Source organism: Micromonospora sp. L5 (assembly GCF_000177655.2).
GTDB lineage: Bacteria > Actinomycetota > Actinomycetes > Mycobacteriales > Micromonosporaceae > Micromonospora > Micromonospora aurantiaca.
This window is the reverse complement of record NC_014815.1, coordinates 1,366,403-1,380,554: the sequence shown is the minus strand read 5'-3', so window position 1 is coordinate 1,380,554 and position 14,152 is coordinate 1,366,403. Positions and strand designations below refer to the sequence as shown.

Genomic DNA, 14,152 nt, shown 5'->3' with positions numbered 1-14,152 from the left:
TGCCCGGATGGACCTGCTGCGGCACCTGCGGCATTTCGTGGTGGTCGCCCGGGAACTGCACTTCGGCCGGGCCGCCGAGACGCTGGGCATGGCACAGCCGCCGCTGAGCCAGTCGATCCAGCGGTTGGAGCGGGAGCTGGGCGTCACCCTGTTCGACAGGTCACAGCGCCAGGTCGGCCTCACCACCGCCGGCCAGTTGCTGCTCGGCGAGGCCGACGAGCTGCTGGCCGGTGAACGCCGGCTGCGTCACCTCGCCGATCGGGTCCGCCGGGGCGCGCTCGGGGTGCTGCGCGCCGGCGTACCCCCGGAGACCCCGGCCGTGACGTTGCGCGCGCTGCTCGACGCGCTCGCGGCCCGCGCGCCCGGGCTCGCCCTCGACCTGCACGAACTGACGAGCGCCGAGCAGCACCGGATGCTCGCGGACGGGCGGCTGGACGTCGGCCTGCTGCACCATCCGGTCGACGGGGCCGGGCTGCGCTTCGGCGAGCCGGTGGACGTACCGGTGGGTGTGCTGCTGCCCCGGGCCTCGCCGCTGGCCCGGCCGCGGGAGATCGCGCTCGCCGATCTGGCCGGCATGGATCTGGTCACCGCGCCACCGGTCACCGCGCCCGGCTGGCACGAGCATCTGCTGACCGTGTGCCGGCAGCACGGTTTCGCCCCGGCCCGGGTCCGCCCCGCGCGCAACCCGGAGTTCCTGTTCGGTCTGCTCCTGGCCGGCGGTGCGGTCGCCGTCGAGCCCGCCGCGCTGGCCCGCCGGGAACCACGTGTCGCGTGGCGACCGATCACCGGTACGCCGCTGGTCCGGCGGATCTCCGCGGCCTGGCCGATCCGGGCGGCGCACCCGGCCGCGCCGATGTTCGGCCACCTCGCCACCGAGACGCTCGCCGCGCCCGACGAACCGGGCGGGCCGGCGCTCCTCGCCCCGGCGGCCCGGCCGTGGCCGGTGCTGTTCGAGGCCGGCCGGGACGAAAAGTTGGCCCGCTGACCTCCCGCAGTTCACCTCGATCCGACTAACATCGCTGATCATGAATATGAAGCGTGTCACCCGCTCGCGACCCGGGCGGTTGATCGCGGCGGTCGTGCTCGCCGTCGCGGTCGGTATCCCGCTCGGCGTGACCGGCGCCGCGTCGGCCGCGACACCCCTGACCGTGGCTCAGGCGCTCGCCGCCCAGGACGGCCGGACGGCCACCGTCACCGGCTACGTCATCGGCCAGCCCACCGCCACCAACACGGTGCTCACGTCCGGCTTCACCGCCGACACCGCGATCGCCCTCGCCGACCAGGCCGGTGAGACCGGCACCGGCCGGATGCTGTACGTGCAGGTGACGGCCGCCTGGCGGAGCACCTTCGGGCTGCTCACCAACCCGTCGCTGCGAGGGCGGCAGGTGACAGCGACCGGCGCGCTCACCGCGTACTTCAGCCACGGCGGGCTGAAGAACCCGACCGCGATGAGCCTCGGCGGCGGCGCCACGCCGAGCCCCACGCCGACCCCGAGCCCGACCGGCACCACCGGGCCGGACGCGTACTACGCGGCCGCGGCCGGCAAGACCGGGCCGGCGCTGCGCACCGCGCTGCACGGCATCATCAAGGTGCAGACGAAGCTCAGCTACGACCAGGTGTGGGACGCGCTCAAGGACACCGACCAGGATCCGGCCAACCCAGCGAACGTGGTCCTGCTCTACAGCGGACGGTCGCAGAGCAAGACGAGCAACGGCGGCGGCGCGAACGACTGGAACCGGGAGCACGTCTGGGCCAAGTCGCACGGCGACTTCGGCACCGCCACCGGGCCCGGCACCGACGTGCACCACCTGCGCCCGGAGGACGTGTCGGTCAACTCGTCGCGCGGCAACAAGGACTTCGACTCGGGCGGCGGCACGGTGGCCGAGGCGCCCGGCTGCTACACCGACGCCGACTCGTTCGAGCCGCGCGACGCGGTCAAGGGCGACGTGGCCCGCATGATCCTCTACATGGCGATCCGGTACGAGGGTGGCGACGGCTGGCCGGACCTGGAACCGAACGACTCGGTCTCCAACGGCTCCGCGCCCCGCCTCGGGCGGCTGTCGAAGCTGCTGGCCTGGAACGACCAGGATCCGCCGGACGCCTTCGAGAAGCGCCGCAACCAGCGCATCTACGAGCGCTGGCAGGGCAACCGCAACCCGTTCGTCGACCACCCCGAGTGGGCACGGTCGATCTGGGGTTGACGCTCGTCCCCGATGTGAGGAAGCGTCGCGAGCGGGTAGAGACATCCGGTTGGCACGGCCGGGGGCGGTCGGCACGGACGCGCCCCCGGGCACCGCACGATCGGAGATGAGGCTCTCATGGCCCAGAACGACATTCCGGACATCGCACTCAACGACGGCAACACCATCCCGCAGCTCGGCTTCGGCGTCTTCCAGATCGAGCCGAAGGACACCGCGCGAGCCGTCGGCACCGCGCTGGAGGTCGGCTACCGGCACATCGACACCGCCCAGATGTACGGCAACGAGGCCGAGGTGGGTCAGGCGCTGCGTGCCTCCGGGCTGGACCGCGGCGAGGTCTTCGTCACCAGCAAGCTGAACAACGGCTTCCACCGCCCGGACGACGCCCGCAAGGCGTTCGAGCAGTCGCTGCGGGAGCTGAAGTTCGACTACCTGGACCTGTTCCTGATCCACTGGCCGCTGCCCACCCGCTACGACGGCGACTTCGTCTCCACCTGGAAGGTGCTGGAGGAGCTGCGTGACGCGGGCACGGTCCGGTCGATCGGCGTGTCCAACTTCCAGGTCGCCCACCTGGAGCGGCTGGCCGCCGAGGCGGACGTGGTGCCGGCGGTCAACCAGATCGAGGCGCACCCCTACCTCGGCAACGAGGAGGTGCGGGCGTACGACAAGGCGCACGGCATCCTCACCGAGGCGTGGTCGCCGATCGCGCAGGGCAAGGTGCTCGACGACCCGACAGTCGTCGACGTGGCCGAGCAGGTCGACCGGACCCCGGCCCAGGTGGTGCTGCGCTGGCACGTGCAGCGCGGCGACATCGTCTTTCCGAAGTCGACCACGCCGAAGCGGATCGAGGAGAACTTCGCGATCTTCGACTTCACGCTCGACGACACCGCGATGGAGCGGCTCACCTCGCTGGACCGGGGCGAGGCCGGCCGGACGGGCCCGAACCCGGACGAGTTCGACTACATCCCGAGCTGAGCGTCACGCGTCGGAGGGGCCCCGGAATCCCGGGGCCCCTCCGTTGTTGACTTCGCGCGCACTCGAAGGGGCAGGGTGACCGGCAGAGCTCCGACGGGGAGGAAGACATGCGCTACCGCACCATCGGCACGGACCCGGCCACGCGTCGCGAGGTCAGTGTGCTGAGCCTCGGCGCGATGCTGTTCGGCACCGCCACCGACGAGGCCACCTCGTTCGCCATCCTCGACCGGTACGTCGAGGCGGGCGGCACCTTCATCGACACCTCGGACAACTACGCCTTCTGGCACAACGGGGGCCAGGGTGGCGAGAGCGAGGAGCTGCTCGGCCGCTGGCGGCGCAGCCGCGGAATCGGCGGCGAGGTGGTCATCGCCACGAAGCTCGGCGCCCGTCCGCTCGCGCCCGGCACCAGCTATGTGGACAACCCGGAAGGGCTGTCGGCCAAGGTGATCCGCGAGTCCGCCGAGCGCAGCCGGGAGCGCCTCGGCGTCGAGCGGATCGACCTGCTCTACGCCCACATCGAGGACCGGACGATCCCGATGCGGGAGACCGTGGAGGGCTTCGCCGAGTTGGTCGCCGAGGGCACGGTGGGGCTGCTGGGCGCCAGCAACCACCGCGCCTGGCGGGTCGAGCGGGCCCGTGCGCTCGCCGCCGCGGCCGGCCTGCCCGGGTACGAGGTGCTCCAGTACCACCGCAGCTACCTGCCCCGGCGGCTGGACGTGCCGAGCGAGCTGGACCCGGACGGCGACGTCGGCTGGGTCGGCCCCGACCTGCTCAGCTACCTGCGCACGGAGCCGCAGCTCACGCTGGTCGCGTACTCGCCGCTGCTGAAGGGCGCGTACGTCCGGCCGGAGCGGCTCGGCGAGGAGTACGTGGTGCCCGCCACCCCGGCCCGGCTGGCGGCGTTGCGGGCGGTGGCCGCCGAGACCGGCGCCACAGTCAACCAGGTGGTGCTGGCTTGGCTGACGGGCGGGGACATCCCGTCGATCCCGCTCGTCGGTTTCTCCTCGGTGGCGCAGCTGGAGGAGAGCCTGGCCGCCGTCGACCTGGAGCTGACCGCCGACCAGCGGACCCGGCTGGACTCGGCGCGCTGACCGGCGCCGGGCCGGGTGGCTCGCACGCCACCCGGCCCGTGCCGCTCAACCGGCGGGGAACCGGTCGACAGCGACGTCGAGCCGCAGGGTGCCGGTGCCCGGCAGGGTCACCTCGGTGGCGTCGGCCGGGCGGGCCGCGCCGTCGTACCAGCCGGCGTACAGGACGTAGGGCGGCGTCCACAGCCACGCCACGGTGACCGGCTGGGGGCCGAGCACGCGCAGCGCGTACTCGCCGTCGCGATCCAGATCCAACGAATAGCCGATGACCTCACGGGTACGCGCGTTGCGCACCGTCAGCTCGGCGACCACCGGGCGGCCCTCCGGGTCGACGAGCCGGCCGGTGACCAGGACGCCACGCCGCACGGCGAGGTTGTAGACGGTGGTGGCGCCGGCCCGGACCGTGACCGGCACGGCCTTGCCGCGCAGGGCGAACCCGCCGGACCACTGGGCGGCGTTGTCGGCGGTGGTGAACAGCAGCGGCCAGGCGTACGGGCCGAGCCAGTCGATCCGGTAGCGGCCCTGCGTGTCCAGCTTCACACCCCAATCCGGGAAGAAGCCCGACTCGGGCGCGAGCGTCACGGCGCCGGAGGTCGCCGGCCTGCCGGTGGCCGCGCTGGTCACGGTGCCGGTGACGACACCGGCGCGGTCGAGCCGGATCGGGGGCACGGTGACCGTCTGCCCGGCCCGGAGGGTGACCACCCGGGCCTGCTTCGCGTCGCCGGTGCCGCCGGTCGCGCCGACCCACTGCGCGCCGTACGCCGATCCGCCGGCGGGGCGGGCGAGCAGGTTCCAGGAGCCGGCCGCGACCAGGCCGACGCGGACGTTCCCGGAGGCGTCGGAGCAGTACCGTCCCGGGTTGTCGGGGAGCTCGCCGGTACCGGCGGGTGCCGGCGTCACACAGGCCCCGGCGACGGGCGCGCCGGTCGCCGCGTCGACCACCCGGGAGACCACGTTCGCGGCCGGGGTCAGGACGACCACGGCGGTGCCGCTGCCGTCGGCCAGGACGTTCACCGTGGCGTAGCGGGGCAGGTGGGTGTCGTCGCGGGTGTAGACCCACACCTCCTGCGGGCCGGGGATCAGCGGCGGGACGGTCACCCGGGTGTCGCCGCACGGATTGCGCCGGGGGTCGAGGAACACGCACAGCCCGTCGACCGCGGCGCCGGTGACCGCGTCGCGCGCCCGCAGGGTCGACCCGCTGGGCGCGAGCAGGCGCTCGGAGACCTCCGTCGTGTCCCCCGCGGACACCCGGACCGTTCCGGCCTGCGCCCAGCTGGTCCGGCCCGGCACCCACTGCCTGAGCACCTCGTCGTCCTGGCCGTCGCTGTACACCGGGGTGACAGCGATCTTGTAGTCGCCGGCCGGCACCTCCACGCTGAGCTGCCCGGACTCGTCCAGCGGCAGGAGGTCCTTGTCGTAGCTGCTGTCAGCGGCCGTCACGGCGACGTTACCGGCGACCGGGCTGCCGTCGAGCCTGCTGACGGTCAGGTGGAGCACGCCTGCCGGATCCGCCGCCGCACCGGCGGCGGTGGGTGCGGCGGTGACGGCCAGGGCCGCCACGGCGAGTGCGCCGAGCACTCTTCGGACGATGGACACGGTGGACCCCTCTCGGTTTCAATGCGCAGAGAGGCGTCCGCGTAACCACAACCGGGACGCGCCCCCGTGCGTCGGATGCCGGCGCAGCATATGGCAGGCGATCGATCAAGCACTGTCCACGATCGGTCATCCGGCGGGCTGCTGCGGGAACGGTCATAACCCCGCCTTCCTCCCGTACCGGCCGTCGTCGGCCGGGAATCGCCACCGCCAGATCGGATCTGGCGGGCCGTCTGGCGCCTTCGGGGTGAGGCCGGCACAACACCACAGCTTCCCGGCCTCGTTGAAACAGGCGATCGGTCGGGCGGCACACCCGTACGGCTGTCGAGAACACCGACGAGGAGAGGTAGCGATTCATGAGCAACCGGAACACCGGCCTGGCCGTCGAGGCCGAGGGCCTGGTCCGGTCCTTCGGTTCGACCCGGGCACTCGACGGGCTGGACCTGCGGGTTCCCGCCGGCACCGTCTACGGAGTGCTGGGCCCGAACGGCGCCGGGAAGACCACCGCCGTACGGGTGCTGGCGACGCTGTTGCGCCCGGACGGCGGCACGGCCCGGGTCTTCGGACACGACGTGGTGCGTGACGCCGACGCGGTGCGCTCCCGGGTGAGCCTGACCGGCCAGTACGCCTCGCTGGACGAGGACCTGACCGGGGCGGAGAACCTGGTCCTGCTGGGCCGGCTGCTCGGGCTGGGCCGGTCCGGCGCCCGGGACCGGGCCGAGCAGCTGCTCGCCGCGTTCGGGCTGACCGAGGCGGCGGGACGGCAGGTGAAGAAGTACTCCGGCGGGATGCGGCGGCGCATCGACATCGCCGCGAGCATCCTCAACACCCCGGACCTGCTGTTCCTCGACGAGCCGACCACCGGGCTGGACCCGCGCAGCCGCAACCAGGTGTGGGCGATCGTGCGGGCTGTGGTGGCGTACGGCACGACGGTGCTGCTGACCACGCAGTACCTGGACGAGGCGGACCAGCTCGCCGGCCGGATCGCTGTGGTCGACCACGGCCGGGTGATCGCGGAGGGCACCCCGGGCGAGTTGAAGGCGTCGATCGGCGCGGGCAGCGTCCACATCCGGCTGCGCGATCCGGGGCAGCGGCCGCAGGCCGAGCAGGTGCTGCGGGCGTCGCTCGGCGTACCGGTGCAGCTCGCCGCGGACCCGGCGGCGCTGACCGCCCGCGTCGGCGAGCACGGCACCGACCTGGAGGCGGGTACGCAGGCGGCGCGGGCGCTCGGCGAGCTGGCCGCCGCCGGCATCGTGGTGGACGACTTCTCCCTCGGCCAGCCCAGCCTGGACGAGGTCTTCCTGGCCCTGACCGACCACCCGGCCGTCCCGGCGGACGAGCGGGACGACGAACTGGAGACGGCGCGATGAGCGACACCGCGATCACCACCGGGCGGGCGCCGTCCGTCTACATGCCGTCCGCCGAGGCGCTGGCCACTGTGCTCGCCCCGGCCGAGCGGCCGGCCCGGCCCGGCGCGCTGTCGGCGTCGCTGACGTTCGGCTGGCGCGCGCTGCTGAAGATCAAGCACGTGCCCGAGCAGCTGTTCGACGTGACCGCGTTCCCGATCATCATGGTGCTGATGTTCACGTACCTGTTCGGTGGCGCGCTCGCCGACAGCCCGCGTGCGTACCTCCAGTTCTTCCTGCCCGGCATCATGGTCACGAGCGTCGTGATGATCACCATGTACACCGGGATCGGGCTCAACAGCGACATCGAGAAGGGCGTCTTCGACCGGATCCGCACGCTGCCGGTCTGGCGGCCGTCGGCGCTCGTCGGGATGATCTTCGGCGACGTGCTGCGCTACGTCCTGGCCGCCGTGGTCATCCTCACCGTGGGCGTGGTGCTCGGCTTCCGTCCCGACGGCGGGCTGCTCGGGGTGCTGGCCGGAATCGGGCTGCTGGTGGTCTTCTCGTTCGCGTTCTCCTGGGTGTGGACGTTCTTCGGCCTGGTGCTGCGCAGCGAGAAGTCGGTGATGGGGACCAGCATGATGGTGCTGTTCCCGCTGACGTTCCTGAGCAACGTGTTCGTCGACCCGTCCACCATGCCCGGTTGGCTGCAGGCGTTCGTCAAGGTCAACCCGATCACCCAGCTCGTCACCTCGGTCCGAGCGGCGATGGCCGGCTCGATGGACGGCCCGAGCACCATGTGGATGCTGCTCTGGAGCGCCCTCTTCGTGGTCGTGTTCGGCACGCTGACGATGTACCGCTACAACCGTCGCTGACGTGACACCGGTGGCGGGGTCCACACGGCCCCGCCACCTCGCCGGTCAGAGCCACCAGGGCACCGGCTCGGCCGGCTGGTACCGGCAGGCGCCGCCGGTGGTGATCGACTCGCGCAGGTGGGCGGCGAGCGCCGGATGCCGCTCGCCGATGCGGCGCAGGGTGTCCCGGATCCGCCCGGTCACCGCCTTGCGCGCCCGTTCCGCCTGGTCACCGAGACGCCGGCTGCGCCCGGCCAGCCCGGCGGCGGCACGCAACTGGTCGAGCAGCGCCGCGCGCTCGGCGTCCAGCTCGGCCAGCCGCTGCCCGTCGTCGCGCGTCGCAGCCCGGTCGATCTCGTCGTCGAGCCGCCGCAGGTGCCGTCGGTAGCGGGCCTTCGCCTCGTCGTCGAGCACCGGATCGGCGCCGAGGCGGCGCGCGGCGGCGAGTTCCGGGCCGGCCGCCGGGTCGAGCAGTTCGACGGCGGGCACGTCCGTGCCGGGCCGGCTCAGCAGCAGCCGCAGGTCGTGCAGCCCTTTGGCGTCGGGCAGGTGCACCACGACGCCGTCGTACGCGAGGCGCCACACGGGCCCGTCCGGCCGGAACTCGGGCCGGATCACGTCCGCGCCGCCCGCGCCGGGGTCGGGCGGCCGTGCGTTGCCGTGGACGGCACCCGCCCGGGACAGACCCGACGCGGCGCGGCGGCCGGGCGACGACGACGCGACCAGAGCCGGGGCGCCCGCGCCGAGCCGGACCGCCACCGGCGCGACCACGGCGGAGGCCGCCGCCGGGGCGGGAGCCGTCGCGCCCAGCCGGTCCACCACCTGGACCATGCCCAGCGTCCGCGCCTCGGCCACCGTCTCGGCCCGCAGCCGCCACGCCTCGGCCGCGTCGCCCGGCCCGTCGCGCCCGGCGAGCGCGCCCACCAGCCCGGCCCGGGCCAGCACCGACCAGGGCCGGGCGCCCAGCCGGTCCGCGGCGTCCCGGGCCGCCCGGTAACAGTCGATCGCGTCGTCCCACCGGCCCTCGGCCGCGTCCGCCATGGCCAGCCACAGGTCGACCGGGCCACCGATGTCGCACCCGAACAGCGCCGCCGTCCACTGCCCGCGGTGCGGGGCCAGGGCGGCCCGCACCTCCGCGCACCGGGCCGGGTCGCCGTCCACGGCCGCCGCCTGCGCCCGCAGGCGCAGCCACAGCGGCGACACCGACCGGGGGTACGCGGTGCCCGCGGCCTCGATCGCGGCGGTGAGCCGAAGCACGGTGGCCGCGTCGCCGCGCTCGGCGGCGGTGATCGCCCGGAGCAGCTCGGCCTGCGGGTGCGCGGCGCCCACCCGGTCGAGCACCGCCTCGGCCTCGGTGAGGCGGCCGTACAGCAGCAGCACCGACCAGCGCATGTGGTGCGTCATGAACGCGTGGTCGGAGTGCGCCGACTCGCGGTAGCTCTCCGCCTCGGCGAAGCACGCCTCGGCGGTGGCGAGGTCACCCCGGAACGCGGCGATGATCGCGCTGTCCGCGGTCGCCGCCACCCGCTGCCGGGCCACGTCGCCGCGTCGCGCGCCGGTCACGAACGCGGTCAGCTCGTGCCGGTAGCCCGGATCGCCCAGCTCCAGCAACGCGACCCAGCGCAGCGCCGTGGCCCACAGCTCGGTCTCCCGGTCGCCGCTACGACGGGCCACCTCGCGGATCTCAGCGGTCACCACGGCTCGTTCGTGCGCGGTGCCGAGCCCCCAGGTGGTGTCGTGGCGGGCCCACAGGCTGAACGTGAGCGCCTCGTCGTCGCGGCCGTGCCGGGCGAGGGTCTCGGTGGCCGTGATCAGGTCGGTGACCAGCGCGCGTACCGGCCGCTCCGGCTCCGGTTCCGCGATCAACCGCCGGTACGCCTCCCGGACCAGCTCGGCGGCGTCGAGCCTGCGGCGGGTGGCGGAGTGCTGCCGGTGCGCGATGAGCGCCACCCGGGTCAGCACGCCGGGATCGGGCAGTTCCCGGGCCAGCGCGGCGGCCTCGGCCAGCAGCCGCTCGACCTCGGCCGGTGGGCCGGCGTGGTGCAACAGCCCGGCCAGTTCCAAAAGCACCCGGACCCGCCGGCCGGGCTCGCCGGTCAGTTCCAGCGCGCGCCGGTAGTGCCGTACCGACTCGTCCACAGCGATCCGGCCCCCGGCGTCGCGGGCGGCGGCCAGCAGCAGGTCACCGGCGCGTTCCGGCTCCAGCTCGGCGCCGGCCAGCCAGGCGTGCCGGGCCAGGTGGGCCGGGCTGAGCGCGCCGGCGAGCGCGTCCGACCGGTCGACGGCCCGGACCACAGCCGCGTGCCGGGCCCGCCGATCGTCGTCGGCCAGTCCGTCGTAGAGCGTCTCGCGGACCAGGTCGTGCACGAAGACGAAGCGTCCGTCGCTCCGGGGCAGCACCAGCCGGGCCGCGGCGGCGCGGCCGAGCAACCGGTCGACCTGCGCGACCGGGGCGGGTACGCAGGCGGCGAGCGTCAGCCTGTCGAACTCGCGGCCGAGCACCGCGGCCATCGTGAGCGCCTCGACCACCGGGGCGGGCAGCTGGTCGAGCCGGCGGCGCACCACCTCCCGTACGCCGGGGGCGACGGTGTCGGTGAGGCCGTGGGTGTGCCAGAGCCGGGCGGTCTGCTCCACGAAGAACGGGTTCCCGCCGGTGCGCCGGTGCACCTCGGCGACCAGGCTCGCGTCGGGCTCCCGGCCGGCGGTGCGGGCCATCAGCGCGGCCACCTCGGCGCGATCGAGCCCGGCGAGCGTGACTGTGGTCGCCTTGGCGGTGAGCGGCAGCAGCCACGGCCGCAGCGGGTGCTCGACGGATTCGACTTCGGCGTCCCGGTAGGTGCCGATCAGCAGCAACCGCTCGAACCAGGCGTGCTGGGTGACGAACTGGAGCAGCCGCAGCGACGCCGGGTCGGCCCAGTGCAGGTCGTCGAAGACCACGGCGACCGGGCGGTGCTGGGCGACGGCGACCAGGGCGGCGGTCACCGCGTCGTGCCTGTCGAACTCGGCCCGGCCCGCGTCGCCCGGCTCGGCCACGTGCGTGTCGCCGGGCTCGGTCGGGTCGCCCGGCTCGGTTGCCTCCGCGGTGTCACCCGCCGCCCGCTCGCCGAGCAGTGCCGCCAGGCCCGCGTCGGCCGCCTCCCGCACCCCGCGCCGGTCGTCGGCGGACCGGGCCAGCCGCCGCAGGACCTGCACCCATGGCCAGTAGTCGGGTGCGGTGTCGGAGTCCCAGCAGGCGGCGCCGAGCACCAGCGCCCCGCTGCGACGGGCCTCGTCGGCGGCGGCCGAGACCAGTGTGGTCTTGCCGATGCCCGGCTCGCCGGTGACCAGGACGAGACCGCCGTGGCTGTCGACCAGCCGGGCCACCTCGGCGCGCAGCAGCGCAGCGGGATGCTCCCGCCCGATGATGTGTTGGCCGAACCTCGGCTCCATGACCTCACGACGCTAGTCGAAGGGTCCGACAAACCGGGGAGCGTTCAGATCCGCGCGTCGGTGACGACGTGCGCGCACGCCGGACAGGCGGCCGGTCCCTGTTCGGCGAACCACCGGCAGGTACGCCGGATCGCGCACTTCGGCAGCGTCTCCTCCGCGGGCGGGGCGGTCTCGGCGTACGAGGCGGCCATCCGGGCGCCCAGCCCGCAGTGCGAGCCGGTCCAGAAGCCGCAGGACGAGGTGACGCACGGGCCGGCGAGCCGGGCCCGCGACTCGATCGGCTCGTCGGAGTCACCGAGCCCGGCGAGCGCCACCTCGGCCGGTACGGCCGGGGTCACGTAGGCCACCCGGCCCGCCGGAGTGATCATGCCGAGGAACACGGTGGCGTTCGACGCCGGGGTGCTCGGGCACATCCGCTCCGGCGTGCCGGCCGGCCGGGCGGCGTCGGTCACCGCTGGATCCAGAACCCGATGTCGTTGATCTTCTGCCCGAGGTCCTGGGCGAACGGGCCGTCGATGACCCAGAGGCCGTACCACTCGGGACGCAGCTTGATGTTGCCGTGACCGACGGTCAGCGGGTTGGTCAGCTTGGCGTCGGCGGTACGCAGGGCGGCCAGGCCGGCCTTCTGGATCTCCGCGGCGATCAGGGTCTGCTGCTCGGGGCTCAGGTCGACGCCGTCGACCACGAAGCGGAACTCGTTGCGGGCCATGTGCTACCTCCGGTCACTCGTACGATTCGGTGCCCAGCCCGCGACGCAGGCTGGTGCGGGTGAAGGCCGCCCAGCCGGCGTGCGAGGCGGCGTCGGTGCGGTGCCCGGCGCGGGCGAGCACCCGGGCGGCGTGCTCCGCCCAGCGGTGGACGGTCGCCGCCGCGTCGCCCCACAGTTCGCGGCAGGCCGCGACCGCGAAGGCGACCTGTTCCGGCGCGCCGGTGAACCCGGCGGGTCCGTCGGCGACCCGGATCGTGCCGTCCGGGCGGACCCGCACGCTCGGGAAGTGGTGGTGCAGGCTGGCCAGCGTGGCCAGGTGGGTGGCGTCCCGCCGGCCGGCGGCGAAGCCGGCGCGCAGCTCGTCGTCGCGGCGGTGCCGGATCCCGTGCAGCACCAGCGCGTCGCCGGCCGCCTCGATCCGGGCGACCACCTGCACCGGCACGCTCCAGGCCGACGGCGAGTTCGCCGACCAGAACGCCAGCCAGGCGGCGAGCCGGGCGTGGAAGTCGGCCTGGACGGCGACCGCGAGCGCGGACCCGTCGGGCGCGCGCAGCGCGGCGGTGGCGATGCGATCCCTGGTGATGAGCGGCGTCGCGGGGCGGCTCGGAGCGGCCGCCGCGGCGCCGGTGGTGGAGGCGACGGCCAGGCCGGTCACTGTGACCGCCGAGGCCGCCGCCGCGCCGGCGAGCAGTCGCCGACGGTCGAATGGGTGTCCGTTGTCGTTCATCGTCGGCCCTTCGTCGACGGCAGTGGCCCGACGTTATCGACCGGAAGCGATCAGGAAAACACCCTGTGTGACGGGAGGTCGACAGGAAAGCCGGGGATACCCGGCGGCGTGAACGACTGTTCCTGTGCCGCATTCACGCGACCCGCCGTCGCTCAGGCGCGGAGCAACCCGGCGACGGCCCGCTGCGCGTCGGCTACCGTCGCCGCCGGCAGATCGAGCGCCCAGAGCGCGGCGGCCAGGTAGTCCAGGACGCGCCAGCGCTGCTCCCCGGTCAGCGGCGGGCGCCGCGATCCACCGAGGGCCGGTCCGCCGGCGTCCGCGGGGTCGCCGTCCGAACCCCGCCGCACCCCGCCGAGCGCCGCGCCCAGCCGGGCGGTGAACAGCGCGGCGAGCCGCTGGCGGTCCACCCCGATCAGGTACGGCGCCAACTCCGCGTCGGCCGCGATCAGCCGCAGCCAGCGGTGCACCGCCGCGCGCACGGCGACCGGGCCGAGCCGGTCGCAGGGCTCGCGGGAACAGGTCGCCACCTCCGTGGTCCGCACGACCAGGGGTACGGATGATCGAGTCCGGTCAGTTCATCGCAACCCTTGATATCGATGAATACCTATCTATAGGCTGGCGGCGTTCCGCTCACCCCCCATCCCAAGGAGTGTGAACCATGCGTAAGCCCAAGCTGTCCCGGATCCTCGCCACCCTCGCGGCCGCGACGCTGGCAGCGCTCGGCGCGGTAGCCGTCAACCCGGCTCCGGCCTCCGCCGCCGTCCGCAACGTCTGCTACAACATCAGCCAGGCCGGCCCGTTCGCCAACACGGCGGTGCAGGCGGCGGCGATCTGGAACAACTACACGAACAACATCAACATGGCCCAGTGCGGGTCCAACCTGCGGATCACCTACACCTACGGCGGCGGCTCGTACGCCCAGCGCACCAGCCTCGGCAACGGCCGCGTGGTGATCGACTACTACCAGGCCCAGCAGTACTCGCCGCTGCGCATCATGACGCACGAGATCGGCCACATCCTCGGCCTGCCGGACAACTACAACGGCAACTGCGCCATCCTGATGTCCGGTGGCAGCGCCGGCACGAGCTGCACCAACCCGTACCCCAGCTCCACCGAGGCCGCCCGGGTCGACTCGCTGTTCGGCTTCGCCGCCCGCAGCGCGACGCCCGCCCAGGTCTTCACCGGCAGCTGGCCGGCCGCCTCGACGGTGGGCGCCCAGCGCTGACGACGCAG

The 14,152-nt window shown here is 74.0% G+C and carries 13 protein-coding genes; 7 read left to right on the top strand and 6 right to left on the bottom strand.

What is annotated here, in order from left to right; genetic code table 11:
- The first annotated feature begins 7 nt into the window (after nt 1-7).
- From ML5_RS06835 to ML5_RS06820, 4 genes are all read left to right on the top strand, one after another.
- Nucleotides 8-985, top strand: a complete 978-nt coding sequence (locus tag ML5_RS06835) for a LysR substrate-binding domain-containing protein (RefSeq protein ID WP_013474190.1) — start codon at nt 8-10, stop codon at nt 983-985.
- 40 nt (nt 986-1,025) lie between these two features.
- Nucleotides 1,026-2,201 carry an endonuclease gene (locus ML5_RS06830; RefSeq protein WP_013474189.1) on the top strand — a complete coding sequence of 392 codons (1,176 nt, stop codon included), beginning with the start codon at nt 1,026-1,028 and terminating at the stop codon, nt 2,199-2,201.
- 117 nt (nt 2,202-2,318) lie between these two features.
- The gene (locus ML5_RS06825) at nt 2,319-3,173 is read left to right on the top strand and encodes an aldo/keto reductase (RefSeq protein WP_013284313.1); all 855 of its coding nucleotides are present in this window, start codon (nt 2,319-2,321) and stop codon (nt 3,171-3,173) included.
- Between the two features lie 107 nt (nt 3,174-3,280).
- The gene (locus ML5_RS06820) at nt 3,281-4,264 is read left to right on the top strand and encodes an aldo/keto reductase (RefSeq protein ID WP_013474188.1); all 984 of its coding nucleotides are present in this window, start codon (nt 3,281-3,283) and stop codon (nt 4,262-4,264) included.
- Nucleotides 4,265-4,309: 45 nt separating this feature from the next.
- Here ML5_RS06820 and ML5_RS06815 read toward each other — a convergent pair whose 3' ends face one another.
- Complete coding sequence (locus tag ML5_RS06815) at nt 4,310-5,857, bottom strand: hypothetical protein (protein WP_013474187.1); 1,548 nt, start codon at nt 5,855-5,857, stop codon at nt 4,310-4,312.
- A 353-nt stretch (nt 5,858-6,210) separates the two neighbouring features.
- On the opposite strand from ML5_RS06815, the gene ML5_RS06810 reads away from it, so the two are divergent.
- Together ML5_RS06810 and ML5_RS06805 are read left to right on the top strand one after the other, a co-directional pair.
- On the top strand, nt 6,211-7,224 hold the full coding sequence (locus ML5_RS06810) for a daunorubicin resistance protein DrrA family ABC transporter ATP-binding protein (protein WP_013284309.1): 1,014 nt from the start codon (nt 6,211-6,213) through the stop codon (nt 7,222-7,224).
- A complete protein-coding gene (locus tag ML5_RS06805) occupies nt 7,221-8,075 on the top strand; it encodes an ABC transporter permease (RefSeq protein ID WP_013474186.1) in 855 nt (284 codons plus the stop codon). The genes ML5_RS06810 and ML5_RS06805 overlap by 4 nt, the downstream gene beginning before the upstream one ends.
- A 45-nt stretch (nt 8,076-8,120) precedes the next feature.
- Here the strand turns inward: ML5_RS06805 and ML5_RS06800 are convergent, their stop codons facing one another.
- The 5 genes from ML5_RS06800 to ML5_RS06780 all read right to left on the bottom strand — a co-directional run bounded on the left by ML5_RS06800 (nt 8,121) and on the right by ML5_RS06780 (nt 13,461).
- Nucleotides 8,121-11,483, bottom strand: coding sequence for an AAA family ATPase (locus ML5_RS06800; protein ID WP_013474185.1), 3,363 nt, complete (start codon nt 11,481-11,483; stop codon nt 8,121-8,123).
- A 44-nt stretch (nt 11,484-11,527) separates the two neighbouring features.
- Nucleotides 11,528-11,935, bottom strand: a complete 408-nt coding sequence (locus ML5_RS06795) for a hypothetical protein (protein ID WP_013284306.1) — start codon at nt 11,933-11,935, stop codon at nt 11,528-11,530.
- Entirely contained in the window at nt 11,932-12,192 is a 261-nt protein-coding gene (locus ML5_RS06790) for a hypothetical protein (RefSeq protein WP_013284305.1), read from the bottom strand. The genes ML5_RS06795 and ML5_RS06790 overlap by 4 nt, the downstream gene beginning before the upstream one ends.
- Nucleotides 12,193-12,205: 13 nt before the next feature.
- Nucleotides 12,206-12,919, bottom strand: a complete 714-nt coding sequence (locus ML5_RS06785) for a hypothetical protein (RefSeq protein ID WP_013284304.1) — start codon at nt 12,917-12,919, stop codon at nt 12,206-12,208.
- 152 nt (nt 12,920-13,071) lie between these two features.
- Nucleotides 13,072-13,461, bottom strand: coding sequence for a globin (locus tag ML5_RS06780; protein ID WP_236619371.1), 390 nt, complete (start codon nt 13,459-13,461; stop codon nt 13,072-13,074).
- Between the two features lie 116 nt (nt 13,462-13,577).
- On the opposite strand from ML5_RS06780, the gene ML5_RS06775 reads away from it, so the two are divergent.
- Nucleotides 13,578-14,144, top strand: coding sequence for a snapalysin family zinc-dependent metalloprotease (locus tag ML5_RS06775; RefSeq protein ID WP_013284302.1), 567 nt, complete (start codon nt 13,578-13,580; stop codon nt 14,142-14,144).
- Nucleotides 14,145-14,152 lie beyond the last annotated feature (8 nt).